Genomic DNA, 18899 nt, shown 5'->3' with positions numbered 1-18899 from the left:
AACTTGCCCCTGACAGGCCCGGATTGGCCCCGTGCAGGCCTCCCCTGCTCCCGGCGCGGCCTATTGCAGCGTCGGATCGAGCCGGTCGCGCAGCCAGTCGCCGATCACGGAGACAGCCAGCGTGGTCACGACGATCGTGGTGGCCGGCGCCAGCATGATCCAGGGGGCGCGGGTCAGGTACTCGCGGCCGTAACCGACCATGTTGCCGAGGCTGGTCATTGGCGGCTGCACGCCGAGGCCGAGGAAGGACAGGCCCGACTCCATCAGGATCACCTCGGGGAAGACCAGCGTGGTCGAGACGATCAGGGTCGAGGCGATGTTGGGCAGGATGTGCCGCAGGTAAATCCGCGTCGGCGTCGCCCCTAACTGGCGGACGGCGGCCGCATAGCCCTGCGCGTTGGCGGAGATGGCGAGGCCGCGGGCGATGCGGGCGTAGCGCTCCCAGCCGAACAGGCCCATCAGGCCGATGAGCAGCGGCAGCGAGTTGCCGAAGAAGGCGAGCACTGCGAGGGCCATGATCAGGAACGGCATGCTGGCCTGGAAGTCGGTCAGCATCAGGACGAACTGCTCGACCACGCCCCGAAAATGCGCGGCGAGGAAGCCGAGCGTGGTGCCGACGACCGCCGAGATCGCGGTCGCGCCGAATGCGATCAGCAGCGAGATGCGGATCGACACGAGCAGCCGCGACAGCACGTCGCGGCCGAGCTCGTCGGTGCCGAGCCAATGCGTGACATTGCCGGGCGCTGAGAGCCGGTGGCGCAGGTCGAGCTGGGTGTAGCCGTAAGGTGCGATCTTCTCGGCAAACGCCGCGATCACCAGCATGACGACGATCCAGGTGACCGCGATCGCGACCGAGACCGGTATCGCCGGCAGGCTGATGCGGCGGCGGACGGCGCTGTCCTTCAGCGTCGCGTCGGTCATGCATGTGCTCCCTTCGCTCGCAGGCGCGGATCGAGGAAACCGTAGAGGAAATCAACGATCAGGTTCGACGTGACCATGGTGAGCGCGACCAGCAGCAGGATGCATTGCACGACGGCGAGGTCGCGGTTGGCGACGGCAACGACGAGCAGCCGCCCCACTCCCGGCCAGGAAAACACGCTCTCGACCACCACCGCGCCAGCGATCAGCGTACCCACCATGAAGCCCAGAATGGTGACGGTCGGGATCGCCGCATTCGGCAGCGCATGCGAGGTCACGACCTTGCGCCACGGCACGCCCTTGGCTGAGGCCGCGCGGATATAGGGCTGGCCCAGCACCTCCAGCATGGCGCTGCGGGTGAAGCGCGCCAGCACGGCGGCGCCGCCGAGGCTGAGCGTCACGATTGGCAAAATGGCGTGGCGCCAGCTGTCCTGTCCCCCCGAGGGCAGCCAGCCGAGCTGCACGGCAAAGACCAGCACCAGCAGCAGCGCGAGCACAAAGCTCGGCACAGTGAAGCCGGCAACCGCCGTCATCATCACCGCGCGGTCGATTCCCGAGCCCCGATGCAGCGCGGCGTAGATGCCGGCGGGAATGCCGAGCGCAACCTTGAAAAAGAACGCCGGCAACGTCAGCGCCAGCGTCGCCGGGATCCGCTCCAGCACCAGCTCGATCGCCGGCCGCCCGTCGCGCATGGAGCGACCGAGCTCGCCCTTGGCGATGGCGCCGAAGTAATCGAGATACTGGAACCAGATGGGATCATCGAGACCCCAGGCCTTGCGGAAGGCGGCGAGGACTTCAGGCGGCGCTTCCGGCCCCAAGATCATCAACGCGGGATCGCCGGAGAGACGCAGCACGACAAAGGCAAAAGTCACGACGAGCACGATCGTCAGCGCCGCGCGTCCGATCCGAATGGCGAAATAGCGCCCCATCATGCCGCGTCCCGCGTCTCGGCCTGCGGCCCGGTCACGAGATGGCAGGCGACCTGGCGGTCACCGCCGACGGCGAAGAGCGTCGGCACCTCGCTTGCGCAGCGTGCGATCGCGCGCGGACAGCGCGGATGGAACGCGCAGCCTTGGGGCCGCGCCGCCGGGTTCGGCGGATCGCCCGCCAGCACGATGCGGCTCGCGCTGCGGCGGCCCGGCGCGGGCGAGGCCGAGACCAGCGCCTGCGTGTACGGGTGCTCAGGGCGCGCAAAGAGATCATCGGCGCTGCCGATCTCGACGATGCGGCCGAGATACATCACGGCGACGACGTTGCTGATCTGCCTGACGACCCGCAGATCGTGGCTGATGAACAGCAGCGTGAGCCCAAGCTGCGCCTGGAGATCGCAAAGCAAATTCACCACCTGGGCCTGGATCGAGACGTCGAGCGCGCTGACCGGCTCGTCGCAGACGAGGAAGTCCGGCTTCATCGCCAGCGCGCGTGCCAGCACGATGCGCTGGCGCTGTCCGCCGGACAGTGCGCCCGGATAACGCCCGCCATGCGCCGGCGTCAGTTCGACCGCGCGCAGCAATTCGCGGACGCGATCCTCGCGCTCGGCGGGCGTACCGACGCCGTGAATGTCGAGCGGCTCGCGGATTTGTGCCGCGACCGGCAGGCGCCGGTCCAGCGCGCCAAGCGGGTCCTGAAAGATCATCTGCATGCGGGCGCGCTGTGCACGCCACGCCGGCGTTCCCGGTGCGGCCATCGGCTTGCCGTCGAACCGCACCTCACCGCGATCGGGCGGCTCAAGGCCGAGCACGATACGGCCAGTGGTGGATTTGCCCGAGCCGGACTCGCCAACGAGGCCGAGCGTCTCGCCCTTGGGAATCCTCAGCGACACGCCATCGACGGCATGCACGGCCGTGCTGCGGCCGAACATCCCGGAGCGCATGGAATAGCTGCGCGCGATCGAGGACACCTCGACGAGCGGCGCGCTCATTCGGCGGCGATCCCGAGCAGCGCGCGGCGCGAGGCTTCGGCGCGGATGCAGGCAACAGCGCGATCGTTTGCGATGGGCGCGAGGGTCGGCGCGGCGAGGCCGCACGGTCCGGCCGCCAGCGCACAGCGTGGCGCGAACGCGCATCCAACAGGCATGTGTGCGGGATCGGGCACGGTGCCGGGAATGGCGGTGAGGCGGCGGCGCGGCCCGTCAAGTGGCGGCAGCGCGCCGATCAGGCCCTGCGCGTAGGGGTGCACGGGATCGGCAAAGAGCTGGTTGGCAGGCGCCTGCTCGACGATGCGGCCGGCATACATCACAGCGACGCGGTCGCAGTTCTCGGCGACGACGCCGAGATCGTGGCTGATCAGGACCATCGCCATGCTCATCTCGCGGCGGATGGTGGAGAGCAGCTCCAGAATCTGCGCCTGGATGGTCGCATCGAGTGCGGTGGTCGGCTCGTCCGCGATCAAGAGATCGGGATTTCCGGCGAGCGCCATCGCGATCATGATGCGCTGGACCTGGCCGCCGGAGAATTCGTGCGGATAAGCGGACAGCCGCCGCGCCGCGTCGGGAATACCGACGATATTGAGCAGCCGCAGTGCTTCGGCCTTCACGGCCTCGCCGGAGAGATCGCGATGCAAGGCCAGCGCCTCGCAGAGCTGCTTGCGGATGGTCAGCACCGGATTGAGCGCGCTGGCCGGATCCTGGAAGATCATCGCGACCCGCCCGCCCCGCACCTGGTCGAGCTGGGACGCCGGCGCACCGAGAATCTCGCGTCCGTCGAGCCGCACGGAGCCCGAGACGTTCGCGTACCGCGGCAACAGGCCGAGCGCGGCAAGCCAGGTCACCGACTTGCCGGAGCCGGACTCGCCGACGAGGCCCAAGGCCTCGCCCTTTTGCAAGGTAAGATCGACGCCGCGCAGGACCGGCACGCCGTTGAAGGCAACGCTGAGGCCCTGAATGCTGACCAGCGGCGCCACGGCCTAGGCCTCGAAATTGCCGGCGCGGAAATCCATCGCAAACGCCGGCGAGGCCTTCCACTTGATCGATTTCGGCTTGGCCGTGAAGGTCGCGTTCTGGTGCAGCACCGTGTAGGCGGGGTCCTCGCGCTCGGCGATCTCCAGCATGCGGTGGAACGCCTTCTTGCGCGCGGCGCGGTCGGTCGAGGTCTCCAGGAATTCGGAGAGCTTGTTCAGCTCTGCGTTGGTCCACTCGCCAATCTGCTGCTGCTGGCCGTTCGGACCGTGCTGGGCGACCAGCGAGGAGACGGGATCGTTGAAGGCGGCGGAGTTCGACCAGTCGCGCACGGCACGCGTCGGCGCACGCTCCATGATCTGCGACCAGTTTTCCTTGGTCTCGATCTCGACGTTGAGGCCAACCGACTTCCACATCTCGACCAGCACCTGCGCGGTCGCGACCTGGTTGGTGTAGTAGTTGTTGAGCAGGCGGTACGGGATCGGATCGCCCTTGTAGTTGGCCTGCTTCAACAGATCCTGCGCGAGCTTGGGATCGTAGGCCGGCACGCTCCAGTCGGCGTTGAACATGTCGCCATAAAATTCCCACTGCAGACCCTTCGGCACGCGGGTACGGCCGGCCCACAGGCTGTCGACGATGGCCTGGCGGTCGATCGCGTGCGTGAAGGCGCGGCGCACCTGCGGATTGGCGAGCTGGGCGTGGTTCTTGTCGAACACGGTCAGGCGGTGATTGGGAATGGTGCCGCCCTGCACTTCGAAGGCGGCGTTCTTCTCGATTCCGGCGATCTGGTCCGGCGGGATGTCGCAGGCGAACTGGTATTCGCCGGACAAGAGCCCATTGATGCGGCTTGCGACCTCCGGCACTTCCAGGAAGCGGATGCGCTTGAGCGGCGGACGGCCACCCCAATATTCGTCGTGCGCTTCCAGCGTCAACGAGACGTCGGGCTTGAGCTCGACGACCTTGTAGGGTCCGGTGGTGATCGGCTTGCGCGCCCAGTCGAGATAGCTTGCGGATTCATCCCAGGCGCGGCGGTTGGCGATGTCGGAGCCGTAGCGCGACAGGCGTCCTTCGATCGTGACGTCGGGCGTCGCGTTGTAGAAGCGCACCGTGTACTTGTCGACGGCATCGACGCGGACGAGGTCCGGCCAGATGCGGCGGGCGACCGCGGGCACATCCGGCGGCAATTCCTTGCCGGGCTTCGGCATCGGGATCTTCTCAAACGCCTGGATGGTGGAGCGGCTCTTGGCTTCGGTCTCGCCGAACATGCGCTCGCGGCTGAAGGTGAAGACGACGTCTTCTGCCGTCAGCTCGTCGCCATTGTGGAATTTCACGCCTTGGCGCAGCTTCACCTCGACGGTCTGGTCGTCGATACGACGCCATTCGGTGGCAAGGCCCGGCACCGCCTCGAGGTTGCCGCGCCAGTTTTTCGAGATCAGGCCTTCCCAGATCGAGGAGAAGAATACGCGCTCGCCGACATTGGACTGCTCGCGCAGCACGTCGAGCACATTGGCGTTCGTGACCTTCTGGACGGCGATCGTCACCGACGGACGATTGTCGGCCTGCCCGATCGCAAAGCGCGGCAGGAGCAGCGTGCTGGCGGCAGCGCCGCCGGATTTCAGGATGGTGCGACGGCTGATGTTGCTCATGACGATGACCCCTGCCCGCTGTGATCTGGTTATTCGGCGAGACCCAGCGCGGCGAGATGCGCTGCACCCTTGCGGACATCGTCGTGATTGCGGAGCTCGAGGATCAGCCGCGGGTTCGACGCGAGGCGACCCAGCGCGCGGAACACGGCGACCCACGGAATGTTGCCTTCGCCCGGTGCCCAATGCCGGTCGGCAAAACCGTCGGTGTCCTGGAGGTGCACATGCGTCAACATGTCACCGGCGGTTTCGACGTAGTAGTCGACCGGCGGCGCACCCGTGGAGATGTGGACGTAGTTGGCATGGCCGGTGTCGAGCGAGACGCGGACCTTGCTGCTTTCGAGCGCCTTGGCGAGACGCACGCGGTCGCGCGGGTCCTTGTCCTCGATGTTCTCGATGACGATCTCGCAGCCGATGGTTTCGGCGCGCGCGGTCACCTCGGCGAGCGTCGCCTTGACGCGCTCGACGATGTTGCTGCGGTTGTCCGGATAGAGATCGAGATTGTTGTGGTCCCAGGTCGTGAACGGCGAATGCACCACCATCTGCGTCGCGCCGAGGAATTCAGCGGTATCAAGGCCCTGCAGCAGGCGCTTGGTGACGGCCTGGCGGATCATGGGATCGTGACTGTCGATCTTGAAGCCCCAGAACGGGCCGTGGATGCCGAGGCGGCCGGTATGGCCTGAGAGCATCTGCTTGATTTCGGTGGCGGCGCTGCGCCAGTCGCCGTCGAGCAGATCGGCGCGGAAAAAATCCTGGATTTCGAGATCGCGTTGTCGTTCCAGAAGCCAGTCGCGATGAGCGGGGATCGATTTGATCGATAGTGCGGCGCCCAACACCGGTTTCGACATGGCTTGCTCCCTTGGCCGTCAGCGATGACGGGGAGCAGCGCTAGACCAGTTCAATGACAGGCCCGTGAAATGCAGGTTCTGCAGCGTCGTGGAGATGTGGACATCCGTCCCGCGCTTGCATCGATTTCAGGCAGCGGCGAGCGCGGCGCGTGCAGACGCATGCATGCGCGCGCGAAATCAAGCGCTATCGAGTCCGTAGTGATCCGGAATGGAGTCCTAGTCCGATCTCACGTACATCGCGCACATCGATCGGCGGCCTTCCAAGGGCATCACCCTCTGATCGCGCACCACGGGGCTGGGGGCCACTGGGGCGGGGGATCAAAGGCTGGGGCAAGGTTACGAGGTCCGGACTCCTAGGCACTCCGGACCTCGTGCTTTCTACATCGAACGCAATTTCGCGCCGCCGGCTGTATGAGCCGCGCGGCGCGAAATCGTTTTGGGCGGCCCTTTTCGCTTACTTCGGCACGTTCCGCTCGAGATCTTCCAGCCAGGCCGCAGCGCTCGAATCCGAGGGCGCACGCCAGTCGCCGCGCGGCGACAGCGAGCCGCCGGCCGAGACCTTCGGTCCGTTCGGCATCGCGGAGCGCTTGAACTGGCTGAAGGCGAAGAAGCGGCGCAAAAACACCTCAAGCCAGCCACGGATCTCCTTGAGATCATACGCCCTGCGCTTGTCGGCTGGGAATGCCGGCGGCCATTCGCCCGTCCCGACGTCCTTCCAGGCCTGAAACGCCATGAAGGCGATCTTGGACGGCCGCAGGCCGAAGCGCAGCGTGTAGAACAGGTTGAAATCCTGCAGTTCGTAGGGCCCGATCGAGGCTTCCGTGCTCTGCGGCTTCTCGCCCGGCTTCACCGGAACCAGCTCCGGCGAGATTTCGGCCGACAGGATCGAGGCCAGCGTCCCGTTCACATCGCCGCTGAACTGCTTCGAGGAGATCACCCAGCGGATCAGATGCTGGATCAGCGTCTTTGGCACGCCGGCGTTGACATTATAGTGCGCCATCTGGTCGCCGACGCCGTACGTGCACCAGCCGAGCGCGAGCTCGGAGAGGTCGCCGGTGCCGATGACGATGCCGCCATGCTGGTTGGCGAGGCGGAACAGGTAATCCGTGCGCAAGCCCGCCTGCACGTTCTCGAAGGTGACATCGTAGACCTTCTCGCCCTTGCCGAAGGGATGGCCGATGTCCTTCAGCATCTGCGTGGCCGTGGTGCGGATGTCGAGCTCCTGAGAAGTGGTCTGCAACGCCTGCATCAGCGCCAGCGCATTGGTCTTGCTCTCGCTGCCGGTGGCAAAGCCCGGCATGGTGTAGGCGAGGATGTTTTCGCGCGGCAGGCCGAGCAGGTCGACGGCCTTGGCGGCGACGATCAGCGCATGGGTGGAATCGAGACCGCCGGAGACGCCGATCACGACACGCTTGGTGCCGGTCGCGCGCATGCGCTGCACGAGGCCTGCGACCTGGATGTTGTAGGCCTCGTAGCAATCCTGCTCGAGCAGGCTTTCATCGCTCGGCACGAATGGGAAGCGCTCGACCTTGCGCAGGAAGCCGATGTCGGCAGCCGGCGGCTTCAGGGCGAATGTCACCTTGCGGAAGCTGCCTTCGCGCTGCCGGCGGTTGTCGTCGAACGTGCCCATCAACACGCGCTCCTGCCTGAGCAGGTCGAGGTCGACATCGGCGAGCGTGATCTGGCCGTCCTGCCGGAACCGCTCGCCTTCGGCCAGCAGCACCCCGTTCTCATAGATCGCAGTTTGGCCATCCCAGGCGAGATCGGTGGTGGATTCCCCTGCCCCCGCCGCGGAATAGACGTAGGCCGCAAGGCAGCGGGCCGAAGTCGACTGGCACAACAGCGCGCGCGAGCGCGCCCGGCCGATCGTGATCGGGCTGCCCGACAGATTGATCAGCACACTCGCGCCGGCGAGCGCCAGTTCGGACGCCGGCGTCACCGGGATCCACATGTCCTCACAGATCTCGACGCCGATGGTGAGGCCGGGGACGTCCTCGGCCGCAAACAGCAGGTCAGTCCCGAAGGGTGCATGCGCCCCACCGAACCCGATCGTCTCTCTGGCGATACCGGCGCCAGAGGCGAAATGCCGGCCCTCGTAGAATTCGCGATAGGTCGGCAAATAGCTCTTGGGCACGACGCCTAAAATGCCGCCGCGGTGAATGACGACGGCGCAATTGTAGATGCGATTGCCAAATCGCAACGGCGCGCCGACGATCAGCACGGTCATCAGCGCCGTGGAGGCCTCGACGATCGAGGCGAGCCCGCGCTCGACCGCGTCGAGCAGCGGATCCTGCTTGACGAGATCCTCGATCGCATAGCCAGACAGACACAGCTCGGGAAACACGGCCACCGCGACCGATTGCGCGTCGCAATTTTTCGCCGCCGCGACAACCGCCCTCGCATTGGCCGCGGGATCGGCCACATGGGAGGTGGTGACGCAAGCCGCAACGCGCGCAAACCCGTGGGCGTAGATCGAGTGGAAGCTCATCGAGCGCAGTACCCTTAAATCGTTTCAGACCAGCCGCGGCCGGCTCTGGACTCTATTTAGCCCATCGACCGGGCCCCGTGCAGGCCATCCGCCACCATGCATAACGGATTTGCAGCTTCGCTGGCCGTCAGGCGCTGCGCGCCAGCACACTGGAGAGGTCGTTGCGCAGCCATTCCGCGATCCGGGGCCAGGCATGGGCGTGAATCCGCGCGCCCATGAACAGGCCGAGATGGTTGCTGGGCTCGGAGGCCGCTGCGACGAAGGCCGGCGGCGTGCCGATGAGGCTGGCGGTCGCGAGCGCCTGCGTAGCCGGCACGACCTCGTCATCGAGCCCGGCCAGCAGGAAGGTGGGCGACTTGACGTCCTTCAGGTCGATTTCGCGGCCGAGCGCCGTGAAATTGCCTGATGCGATGCGGTTCTCTCGAAAGATCCAGTTGACGATCTGGAGATAGTAGGTGCCCGGCAGATTGAGCGTTTCGGTGTTCCAGCGGTCGAAGCGCGCGAGCAGGGCCGCGCTCTCCTCGTCAGAGAGGGCTTTCTGCAACGCCGCCGCCATGTCGTCACGGCTTGGCGCCTTGGACCAGACATGCAGCATCTCCTCGCCGCTGACATTGCCGCCGCCGCGCGCGACGAGCTGGTCGTAGACGATCTCGGGCGCGTTGCGGGCGAGCTGCGACAGCCTCGACTCGACCGAGAGGTCGACCGGCGCACCTGCTAACACCAGCCGGCGCACCTTGGCCGGAAAGCGGGCCGCATAGAGCAGCGAGAGCCAGCCGCCCTGGCAGAGCCCGACGAGATCGACCGGGTCGCCGATCTCGTCGACGGCCACGTTGAGATCGCCGAGATAGCTGTCGATCGAGAGATAGCGCATGTCCGGCGTGGCAGAGCGCCAGTCGGTGAGATAGATCCGTTCGACGCCGCCCTGTTGCAGCGACTGCACCACGCTGTGGCCGGGTGCGAAATCGGCGATCAGGGCCCGATGCAGCGCGTATGGCGCGCAGACCAGGGCCGGTTGACCGGATCGCGTCCGCGAACAATCGCGCAGCCGCATTGTGGCCAATTCCAGCGCCGTGGTCCCGGGCGTGGTCCAGGGGAGTTCGCCCTCGCCCTGCTCCGCCGGGCCGCGCTCCAGCCACCAGAAGCAGGCGTCCATGGCGAGCCGTGCCGCCGCAAAAGGCCACAGCATAGGGACGTCGGGACCACGGCCCGCTTCGCCGGGCTGCTGGCCGGTCCGCTCCACCATTACCGCGTGATCCTCACAGGAACGCCTCCAGGCTGACGATGGAAATACCGAGCTCCCTCAAGCTGTGATGGGTCGCTGCGACCGAGCCGTCGAGGTCGATGCCACGGCAGGCATCCTCGATCACGGCAACCTCGAACCCCGCCTTGCGCGCATCCTCCGCGGAAAAGCGGACGCAGAAATCGAGCGCCAGGCCGGCGACGAAAACCGTCTTCAGCTCGCGTTCCCGGAGATAGCCGAGCAGGCCGGTCGGCGTCTTGTGGTCGTTCTCGAACAGCGCCGAGTAGGAATCGATGCCGCGGCGAAAGCCTTTCCGGACCACAAGGTTTGCGTGGGTGACCTCGAGCTCCCGATGGAATTCGGCGCCGGCCGTACCTTGCACGCAATGCGTCGGCCAGAGCACCTGGGTGCCGTAATCGAGCTCGATGGTCTGGAACGGCTGGCGGCCTGCATGGTTCGGCGCGAAGGAGATGTGGTCGCCCGGATGCCAGTCCTGCGTCAGCACCACATTGGCGAATTTTTGGGCGATCCGGTTGATGGCGGGGACGACCTTCTCTCCGCCGGGAACAGCGAGCGCCCCACCCGTGCAGAAATCGTTCTGCACGTCGATCACCAGCAGCACGTCGCGGTCGGTTATCTTCATCGCAGGCCTCGTTCCATCCGCCCGGCGCAATTGGCGCCGGCCATTCTCGCCAATGTCGATCTTCCCGCGCTGCTTCGCAACCTCCGACACCCTGCAACGATGTCGCGCGAACGGCCGGCCGATCCCCTCCTGAATGCAACGCTTTGGCCCTGTCCGTGTTGACTAGCTGTACCCGACGGGCGGAATCTCTGATATCCGCGGCATGTGGATCGCCAAGGAGTGGAGGAAAAGGGTTCCCAAAGCCTGCAAGGCTACGGCAGCCAAATGGTCATGAGTATCGGCAAGACAGGAAACATTCTTCTCGCCGATATCGGCGGCACCAATGCGCGCTTCGCGCTGAGCAATGGCGAGCAGATCGGCCCAATCGACTATGTGAAGGTCGCCGACCATCCGACGGTCCGCGAAGCCATCTCCGACGTGCTGCGGCGGGCCGACGGCGAGAAGCCGCTCAGGGCCGTCCTCGCTGTTGCCGGTCCCGTCACCAACAACCGCTGCGTCATGACCAACAGCCCGTGGGTGATCGACGGCAACGAGCTCCAGCCGGCGCTCGGCTTCGACAGCGTCCACGTGCTCAACGATTTCGAGGTGGTGGCCTGGTCTCTGCCCGCCTTGCAGCCGGCCGACCTGATTCCGCTCGGCGGCCAGAACGGCATGTCCGGGGAGCCGCTGCTGGTGGTCGGGCCCGGGACCGGCTTCGGCGTCTCCTGTCTGGTCGAGCGCCATGGCTCCCGGCTGGCTGTCGTCACGGAGGCCGGTCATGCCACCCTGCCGGCGGAGAACGAGCGCGAGGAACGCGTCATCGCCGCGATGCGCCGGCGTTTCGGCCATGTCTCGATCGAGCGCGGCGCCCTCTCCGGCTCCGGGATGCAAGCCCTCTACGAAGCGATGGCCGAGATCGACGAAGCCCAGGTGCCGCAACGCGATGCGGCAGCAGTCACCAAGGCGGCGCTGGACGGGACTTGCGAGCTCAGCCGCGCGACGCTGGAGATGTTTTGCGCCATCCTCGGCTCGGTTGCGGGCAACCTCGCGGTGACCTTCGGCGCCAGAGGCGGCGTCTACATTGCCGGCGGAATCGTGCCGCGCTTTCCGGACTTCCTTTCGGCTTCAGCGTTCCGCGCGCGCTTCGAAGCCAAGGGGCGCTTCCAGGACTATTTGCGCAATATCCCGACGCGCCTCATCGTAAAGCCCGATGCAAGCTTCGTCGGCCTGAAGATGTTCGCCGATCACAACCTGGACTAAGGCGCGTCTGCCCTCGCGCCTTCCGTTAAGTAATTCACAGCTGATTGCAGCGCACGCGCGGTTCCACGCAGGATCGTGCTTGCTCGCTTGTTTCGGATGGGAAACAATTCAACCAGTGTGTGGCGTACGTACGGGGGCGTGACATGCGTAAGCAGGATATTGGGTTCGACTATCATCGCTATCACCGCCTGCTGACCGAGGCGGACGACGATGGCAAGCGACTGGCCTTGATCGAGCTGTTGATCGAGGAAAAGGCGCGAGACCGGCTCGCTGCGCAACGTGCCTCGGATCGCGCGGCCATGACGGCCCACACCATTGCCAACGTGCTCAAGAACGGCCGCAACTGAGACGTGTGTGGGACCCGTTTGTTTCTCGCGGAAACGCGCAAGCGATTGCGATTCCGTTAACGATCCCTCGCAACCTCGTATCAAACTCTTTGCTCTAAGAGTTCCCTCACCTGATCCAATTCAGGGTCAACACAAAGGGGGAATGAACATGAGCATGATTTCGCTCGCCGAAATGCCCGCTGCCGTCCAGTCCCGGTCGACCGACTATTCTTTTAAAGCCATTATCATCTTCTGCGGCGCAGGACTGCTCGCCTCGTTCAGCCTGATGGCGCACGGCGTCGACCTCAGCGCCGGCTTGATATGAAATACTGACGGACCTTCCGTCCCAAATGGCCGCCCCTGTCGGGGCGGCCATTTTCGTTGACGATGTCGCCATCGTTGAAAATCCAGCGTGGCCCCTTGGATCAGTGCGGGGCTTTGGCGGCCGCGTCCGGAAACAGCGAGTCGATCATGATCTTGAGCTGGTCCATCGCTATCGGCTTGCGCAGGATCGGCCTGCGCCGGAGCAAGGACGGCAGTAGTTCCGGCCCGTAACCGGTGGCGAACAGGAATGGCTTGCCGCGACGCTCGATCAAATCGGCGACCGGATCGACGTAAACGCCCATCAGGTTGATGTCGAGGATCGCGAAATCGTACTGCGCGGTCATCGCAAAGGCGCTAGCATCGCGCACGTTGTCCGCTTCCGCGACAACATGGTGGCCAAGCTCCTCCACCATGTCGGCGATCATCATCCGGATCAACGCCTCGTCTTCGACCAGGAAAACGGAGAGTCCGTCCGCCATATCAACCTCGCAGCCAACTTGCGAAGCTAAGCATACTCCAATTGCAGAAAGGATACACGAATTCGTGGCACGCGCCGTTAATTCCAGCGCGCGCAATCCGATCCAACTTGATCAATCCAGGCCGCGCTCGTGGCTGAGGCGAACCATCTCCTGGATGAACACCTCCTTCTGCTTGTCATCGAGGCTCGAGAACAACGGTTCGGCGGCATCGGCGACATTGCGCTGGTCGGCGGCCCGGTCGATCAGGAACTGCGACTCGTTGCGCATTTGCTCGACAATGTCGTCAGGCGGATCGCGCTTGGCCCGCGCAATGCGCAGGTTCAGCCGCTCCGCGCCATTATGCCCGAGATAATGCATGGCGCTGGAGAAGCCGAACCAGTGCTTCTCCTGATCGGGCGTCAAGTTCAGCTCGGTCTTGATGCGCTCGATATAGGAATCGCTGTTGGCGACGATCTGGTCGGCGGTCAGCTGCGGCGTGCCGTTCTGGGTCAGGACCGCGACATCCTTATCCTTGGTGTCCGGCGGAGCGTTCTTGGCTTCCTTGCTGGCTTTGGCACCCTTGGCGTCCTTCGCCGTCTTGGCATCCTTGTCCTTGCCGGCGCCGGGCTGCTTGGAGTCCTTGCTGGCATCCTTGGATGCATCCTTGTTTGCATCCTTATTTGCATCCTTGGCGGCCGGCGCCTGGCCATTATTGTTGTTGACGCCGAGCACACCGGTGAAGACGCCAACCACGCCGCCGATGGCGCCGCCCAGAACGCCACCGACAGGGCCTGCCGCCTTGTTGCCGGCCGCGGCCCCATCCTGAACGCCCTTGACCAAACCTTGAGCATTCGCAACCGCGGCTGCGCCAATCAGCACTGTCAGCACGGAGCCGAGCGCGAGCCAGCGTCGCAGGCCAAGCCGCGCAGGCGGCGCCGGGGTGATCATTTGGGTCTCCATCTCGATCTGCTTGCCTTCTAGCGAATGGCAGGCTTCCTGCCGGTTGCAATTCTATCGTTTTCGCGACGCCGAGGTCTAGGCGCGGACCATCGCTGTCCCCGTTTGAAAGGCCTTTGGCGCGAAGCGGTTATGCAGGCTCATTCGGAACTGCGGCGTAATTGCGCACGAAACGTCTCCAGCCGTCGCACTCCGAAGTGTGCGTCGCAATAAGAGCAGCCGTAGCTGATGCTCGGCGCATGCCGCAAGCTTCCCCTACACAACGTTAGTTCTAGAGCGCGAGGCATTCGGCTTTCTCGACAGACGCAATCAATCATGATCTGATCGCGCTACCAATTTGCCGTGTTCCGCGCGTGATTTACCGCTAGGGGAACGACGGCGCCAATAAGAAACGTCCAACGACAAAATCAAAAACAAACTCGGGAAATTCAGAGGAAACGACAGAACAATAAAACACACCAAGGCGAGGAAACGAGATGTCACGCAAGACACTGACGCGACGTCAATTTGTGGCTGCCACTGCAATGTCCTCCACGGCGCTGATCGCAGCGCCCTATGTCCGAGGCGCTTACGCCGCCGGCAAACTCTCGATCGGCTTTTGGGACCACTGGGTGCCCAACGCCAACGATGCTTCCACCGCGCTCGTCAAGGAATGGGCCGACAAGGAAAAGGTCGAGGTTTCGATCGACTACATCACCAGCAACAACAAGAAGATTGAGTTGACCGCGGCGGCTGAAGCGCAGGCCAAGTCCGGTCACGACATTCTCCAGATGCCGAGCTGGTGGCCGCACGCCTATTCCGAGAATCTCGAGCCGCTCAACGACGTCATGGAGCCGCTCATCAAGCAGAATGGCGAGGTCAACGGCACCGTCAAATATCTGGGACAGTCGGGCGGCAAATGGCTCGCCGTGCCGGCGACGCCAGGAAGCCAGATCAAGGGCCCCTGCTCCCGCATCGATCTCATGAAGAAGCATGCGGGCATCGACGTGCAGGAGATGTATCCGGCCGGGAGCCCGCCGAAAGCGGACAATTGGACGCTGGAGACGTTCCTGAAGGCGGCGGAAGCCTGCCACAAGGCCGGCTTCCCGTTCGGCATCGGTCTCGGCGAGACCACCGACAGCGTCGACACGGCGGGGGCGATCTTCCAGTCATTCGGCGCCGAGCTCGTCAATGCCAAGGGCGACGTCACCGTCAAGACCGACGCGGTGCGGCAGGCGCTCGAATTCTACAAGAAGCTGATCGCCGTGCTGCCGGCGGATGCGCCGTCCTGGGATGACGCCTCCAACAACAAATGGCTGATCTCGGGCCGCGGCGCGATGATCATGAACCCGCCGAGCGCCTGGGCCGTCGCCAAGCGCGACGCGCCCCAGGTCGCCGAGCAATGCTGGACGCATGGCTTCCCGTCCGGACCGAAGGGCCGTTTCGCGCCGTTCCTGCCCTATTTCTGGGGCGTTTGGAGCTTCGGCAAGAACAAGGAGGCGGCCAAGAGTCTGCTGGTCCATCTGTCCTCGCCCGCGGCGATTGAAAAGTTCGTCGCGGCGAGCGGCGGGTATGATCTCCCCGCCTACGCCAACATGACGAAGTTCAAGACCTGGGCCGAGGAAGGCCCCCCGAAGGGTACGCTCTTCCACTATCCGGATCCCTACCATCAGCAGACACTGTCGATCGCGGCGTCACCGGCGCCGCCGAAGATCGCCCAGCAGATCTACTTCCAGGCGACGCTGACCAAGATGGCGCTGCGCTTTGCGCAGGGCGAGAAGATGGAAACGGCGCTCGCCTGGGCCGAGGACGAGTGCGAGGGCTTTATGCGAACCTGAGCCGGGTGTGTGCCATGGCGGTTCATGCACTCCAGCGTGAGCCGCCAAGGCGCGCCTTCAGCATGACAACGAAGTCGACTGGTCGCCGGCTTCCTTCTTGAATGTTCCGTCAGAGAGTTCGCCCCATGGCCGATGTCGTCGTTGAGCAAAATCGCCGCGTCAGTTCCGCGCGCTCGCGCAAAGGTGGCAGTCTGCGCAATATGCTGGGTCGAAAATCGACCGTGGCGTTCTTCCTGACGCTGCCGCTGATCCTCCTGATCGCGCTGCTCGTGCTCTATCCCGCCTTCTATTCGCTCTATCTGGCGACGCTGAACAAGGCGATGACGAAATTCGTCGGCCTCGGCAATTTCACCTTCCTGTTCAAGCGCGAGACGTTCTGGATGGTGGTGAAGCAGTCCTGCATCTTTGCGATCACCGCGGTCGTCTTCAAGGCGCTGATCGGCTTCGTCGTCGCGCATTTCGTCCACAACATTCCCGGCAAGAAGCAGCGCAAATGGCGCGGCATGCTGCTGGTGCCCTGGGTGATTCCGCCGGCGATGAGCACGCTGGCCTGGCTGTGGCTGTTCGATCCGTCCTACAGCGCATTCAACTACACCCTCTCCTTCTTCGGCGTCGGTCCGATCCCCTGGCTCGGTGACACTTTCTGGGCGCGCTTCTCCGTCATCCTCGTCAACGTCTGGTACGGCGCGCCGTTCTTCCTGATCATGTATCTCGCCGCGTTGAAATCGGTCCCCGACCAGCTCTACGAGGCGGCCGCCATCGATGGCGCCAATTGGTGGCAGAAGATGTGGTATGTCACGCTGCCGATGATGCGCAACATCATCGCCATCACCACGCTGTTCTCGCTGATCGTCACCTTCGCCAATTTCGACATCGTGCGCATCCTGACCTCGGGCGGACCTCTGGATACGACGCATCTGTTCGCCACCTGGGCGTTCCAGGTCGGCATCCAGAGCAGTGACATTCCGCTCGGCGCCTGCGTCTCGCTGTTCATGGTGCCGATCCTCGCTGTCGCAGCGGTTTTCATCCTGCGCGATGTCTCCAAACGCGGGAACGAAGCCTGATGAGCACACTGGCAATCGACAAGGCCGGACCAACCCGTAAACTCGGCAGCATGAGCCGGGACCGCGCCTGGGCGCTGCGCTGGTCCTATTTTTTCCTGGTGCTGTTTGCGATCTTCTTCCTGACACCACCGGTCTACATGCTGATCACCTCGCTCAAGAGCAGTGCGGAGATTTCGGCGGCGACCAATCCATGGTGGGTGTTTCACCCGACCCTGTCGAACTATGTCGAGCTCCTGACCTCGAACCAGTTCCTGCGCTTCTTCTGGAACTCGTCGATCATCTCGATCGTGGTCGTGATCGTGACGATGCTGATCAGCATTCCCGCGGCGTTCGCGTTGGCGCGGATGAAGTTCTGGGGCTCGGCGACGCTCGCGACCGGCGTCTTTCTCACCTATTTGATCCCGGACAGCCTGCTGTTCATTCCGCTGTTCAAGATGCTGGCGGTGATCCAGGACTTCACCGGCATTGCGCTCCTGAACCGCTGGTACGTGCTGGTGTTCATCTATCCGACCCTGACCGTGCCGTTCTGCACCTGGATCATGATCGGCTATTTCGCCTCGATTCCGAAGGAGCTCGACGAGGCCGCGATCATCGACGGCGCCTCGTGGCTGCAGACTCTGCTGCGGATCTTCATTCCGGTCGCCCTACCGGGACTGATCGCAGCGACGATCTTCGCCTTCACGGTCTCCTGGGCCCAGTTCCTCTATCCCCTCGTGTTCACGACCTCCATTGACCAGCTCGTGCTGCCGGTCGGCATCACCACGACACTGATCAAGGGCGATGTCTTCAACTGGGGTCAGATCATGACCGGCGCGCTGCTCGGCGCGGCGCCACCGCTGATCATCTACGCCTTCCTGATGGACTACTACATTGCCGGCCTGACCGCCGGCGCGACAAAGGGTTGATGTCTCATGGCTGACGTTACGTTGCGGAAGGTGATCAAGCGCTACGATGAGGTCGAGGCCGTGCGCGGTATCGACCTCGATATTGCCGACCATGAGTTCATTGTCCTCGTCGGCCCCTCCGGCTGCGGCAAGTCGACCACGCTGCGCATGATCGCAGGGCTCGAGGACATCAGCGACGGCGACATCATGATCGGGGGCGACGTCGTCAACGACGTACCGCCGAAGGACCGCGACATCGCCATGGTGTTCCAGAATTACGCGCTCTATCCGCACATGACGGTCGCCGAGAACATGTCGTTCGGGCTGCGGTTGAAGCACTATCCGAAGGCCGAGATCAAGGCGCGGGTCACGGAAGCCGCGCGCCTCCTCGACATCACCGATCTGATCGACCGCAAGCCGAAGCAGCTCTCCGGCGGCCAGCGCCAGCGCGTCGCCATGGGGCGCGCCATCGTGCGCAATCCGAAGGTCTTCCTGTTCGACGAGCCGCTGTCCAATCTCGATGCCAAGCTGCGCGTGCAGATGCGGATCGAGATCAAGAAGGTGCACCAGAAGGTTCGCACCACGACCGTCTACGTCACCCACGACCAGGTCGAGGCGATGACGCTGGCCGATCGCGTGGTGGTGATGAACAAGGGGCGGATCGAGCAGATCGGCACGCCGAACGAGCTCTACCACAAGCCGGCGACACGCTTCGTCGCGGGCTTCATCGGCTCGCCCGCGATGAACTTCATCCCGTGCCGGCTGGAAGATGCCGGCGGCACGCTGCAGATCCGCCTGACCGACCGCATCGCCTTTGCGCTGCCGCCGGCGCGCGCCGCGCGCTACAACGGGCTGCCGCGCACCGACAGACTGTTGCTTGGCATCCGGCCCGAGCATCTCACCGAGGCGCACGCGCATCTTGGACCGGGCGTCGAGACCTTCGACACCGTGCTCGATGTCACCGAGCCGATGGGAATGGAGACGCTGGTCTATTTCGGGCTCGACGGCACGCCTGTCTGCGGGCGCGTCGATCCCAATGCCGGCGCCACGGACGGGGCTCCCATGCGTTTGGCGATGGACCTCAATAACATGCACCTGCTAAACGAGGAGACCGGCGTCGTGCTGTGACGCCGGCCTTAAGAAGCGCTAGCAGG

The 18899-nt window shown here is 64.3% G+C and carries 18 protein-coding genes; 7 read left to right on the top strand and 11 right to left on the bottom strand.

The window, feature by feature from the left end; genetic code table 11:
• Window positions 1-60: 60 nt before the first annotated feature.
• The 9 genes from JJC00_RS20680 to pncA all read right to left on the bottom strand — a co-directional run bounded on the left by JJC00_RS20680 (window position 61) and on the right by pncA (window position 10676).
• Entirely contained in the window at window positions 61-921 is an 861-nt protein-coding gene (locus JJC00_RS20680; protein ID WP_200467811.1) for an ABC transporter permease, read from the bottom strand.
• Complete coding sequence (locus JJC00_RS20675) at window positions 918-1847, bottom strand: ABC transporter permease (RefSeq protein WP_200474177.1); 930 nt, start codon at window positions 1845-1847, stop codon at window positions 918-920. Before JJC00_RS20675 ends, JJC00_RS20680 begins: the two co-directional genes overlap by 4 nt.
• Window positions 1847-2839, bottom strand: coding sequence for an ABC transporter ATP-binding protein (locus JJC00_RS20670; protein ID WP_200467810.1), 993 nt, complete (start codon window positions 2837-2839; stop codon window positions 1847-1849). Before JJC00_RS20670 ends, JJC00_RS20675 begins: the two co-directional genes overlap by 1 nt.
• A complete protein-coding gene (locus JJC00_RS20665; RefSeq protein ID WP_200467809.1) occupies window positions 2836-3819 on the bottom strand; it encodes an ABC transporter ATP-binding protein in 984 nt (327 codons plus the stop codon). Before JJC00_RS20665 ends, JJC00_RS20670 begins: the two co-directional genes overlap by 4 nt.
• A 3-nt stretch (window positions 3820-3822) precedes the next feature.
• Window positions 3823-5460 carry an ABC transporter substrate-binding protein gene (locus JJC00_RS20660; RefSeq protein ID WP_200467808.1) on the bottom strand — a complete coding sequence of 546 codons (1638 nt, stop codon included), beginning with the start codon at window positions 5458-5460 and terminating at the stop codon, window positions 3823-3825.
• A 29-nt stretch (window positions 5461-5489) separates the two neighbouring features.
• The gene (locus JJC00_RS20655; protein ID WP_200467807.1) at window positions 5490-6305 is read right to left on the bottom strand and encodes a sugar phosphate isomerase/epimerase family protein; all 816 of its coding nucleotides are present in this window, start codon (window positions 6303-6305) and stop codon (window positions 5490-5492) included.
• A gap of 454 nt (window positions 6306-6759) precedes the next feature.
• On the bottom strand, window positions 6760-8793 hold the full coding sequence (locus JJC00_RS20650; protein ID WP_200467806.1) for an NAD(+) synthase: 2034 nt from the start codon (window positions 8791-8793) through the stop codon (window positions 6760-6762).
• Window positions 8794-8920: 127 nt separating this feature from the next.
• Window positions 8921-10036 carry an alpha/beta fold hydrolase gene (locus JJC00_RS20645; protein WP_200467805.1) on the bottom strand — a complete coding sequence of 372 codons (1116 nt, stop codon included), beginning with the start codon at window positions 10034-10036 and terminating at the stop codon, window positions 8921-8923.
• 13 nt (window positions 10037-10049) lie between these two features.
• Window positions 10050-10676: a bifunctional nicotinamidase/pyrazinamidase gene (gene pncA / locus JJC00_RS20640; protein ID WP_200467804.1), complete on the bottom strand. Its 627-nt coding sequence runs from the start codon at window positions 10674-10676 to the stop codon at window positions 10050-10052.
• Between the two features lie 270 nt (window positions 10677-10946).
• On the opposite strand from pncA, the gene glk reads away from it, so the two are divergent.
• The 3 genes from glk to JJC00_RS20625 all read left to right on the top strand — a co-directional run bounded on the left by glk (window position 10947) and on the right by JJC00_RS20625 (window position 12566).
• A complete protein-coding gene (gene glk / locus JJC00_RS20635; RefSeq protein ID WP_200467803.1) occupies window positions 10947-11915 on the top strand; it encodes a glucokinase in 969 nt (322 codons plus the stop codon).
• A gap of 143 nt (window positions 11916-12058) precedes the next feature.
• Window positions 12059-12262, top strand: coding sequence for a hypothetical protein (locus JJC00_RS20630; RefSeq protein ID WP_027536131.1), 204 nt, complete (start codon window positions 12059-12061; stop codon window positions 12260-12262).
• A 148-nt stretch (window positions 12263-12410) separates the two neighbouring features.
• Complete coding sequence (locus JJC00_RS20625; RefSeq protein WP_200467802.1) at window positions 12411-12566, top strand: hypothetical protein; 156 nt, start codon at window positions 12411-12413, stop codon at window positions 12564-12566.
• A 100-nt stretch (window positions 12567-12666) separates the two neighbouring features.
• Here JJC00_RS20625 and JJC00_RS20620 read toward each other — a convergent pair whose 3' ends face one another.
• A complete protein-coding gene (locus tag JJC00_RS20620; RefSeq protein WP_200467801.1) occupies window positions 12667-13044 on the bottom strand; it encodes a response regulator in 378 nt (125 codons plus the stop codon).
• A gap of 111 nt (window positions 13045-13155) precedes the next feature.
• Window positions 13156-13971: a Spy/CpxP family protein refolding chaperone gene (locus tag JJC00_RS20615; protein ID WP_200467800.1), complete on the bottom strand. Its 816-nt coding sequence runs from the start codon at window positions 13969-13971 to the stop codon at window positions 13156-13158.
• 485 nt (window positions 13972-14456) lie between these two features.
• On the opposite strand from JJC00_RS20615, the gene JJC00_RS20610 reads away from it, so the two are divergent.
• From JJC00_RS20610 to JJC00_RS20595, 4 genes are all read left to right on the top strand, one after another.
• A complete protein-coding gene (locus JJC00_RS20610) occupies window positions 14457-15797 on the top strand; it encodes an ABC transporter substrate-binding protein (RefSeq protein WP_200467799.1) in 1341 nt (446 codons plus the stop codon).
• A gap of 125 nt (window positions 15798-15922) precedes the next feature.
• Window positions 15923-16861: a carbohydrate ABC transporter permease gene (locus JJC00_RS20605; protein WP_200467798.1), complete on the top strand. Its 939-nt coding sequence runs from the start codon at window positions 15923-15925 to the stop codon at window positions 16859-16861.
• Window positions 16861-17766, top strand: coding sequence for a carbohydrate ABC transporter permease (locus tag JJC00_RS20600; RefSeq protein ID WP_200467797.1), 906 nt, complete (start codon window positions 16861-16863; stop codon window positions 17764-17766). Before JJC00_RS20605 ends, JJC00_RS20600 begins: the two co-directional genes overlap by 1 nt.
• Before the next feature lie 6 nt (window positions 17767-17772).
• Window positions 17773-18873, top strand: a complete 1101-nt coding sequence (locus JJC00_RS20595; protein ID WP_200467796.1) for an ABC transporter ATP-binding protein — start codon at window positions 17773-17775, stop codon at window positions 18871-18873.
• Window positions 18874-18899: the final 26 nt, after the last annotated feature.

Origin of the sequence: Bradyrhizobium diazoefficiens (genome assembly GCF_016616885.1) — a bacterium.
GTDB lineage: Bacteria > Pseudomonadota > Alphaproteobacteria > Rhizobiales > Xanthobacteraceae > Bradyrhizobium > Bradyrhizobium diazoefficiens_F.
This window is presented reverse-complemented; position numbering and strand designations above follow the sequence as displayed.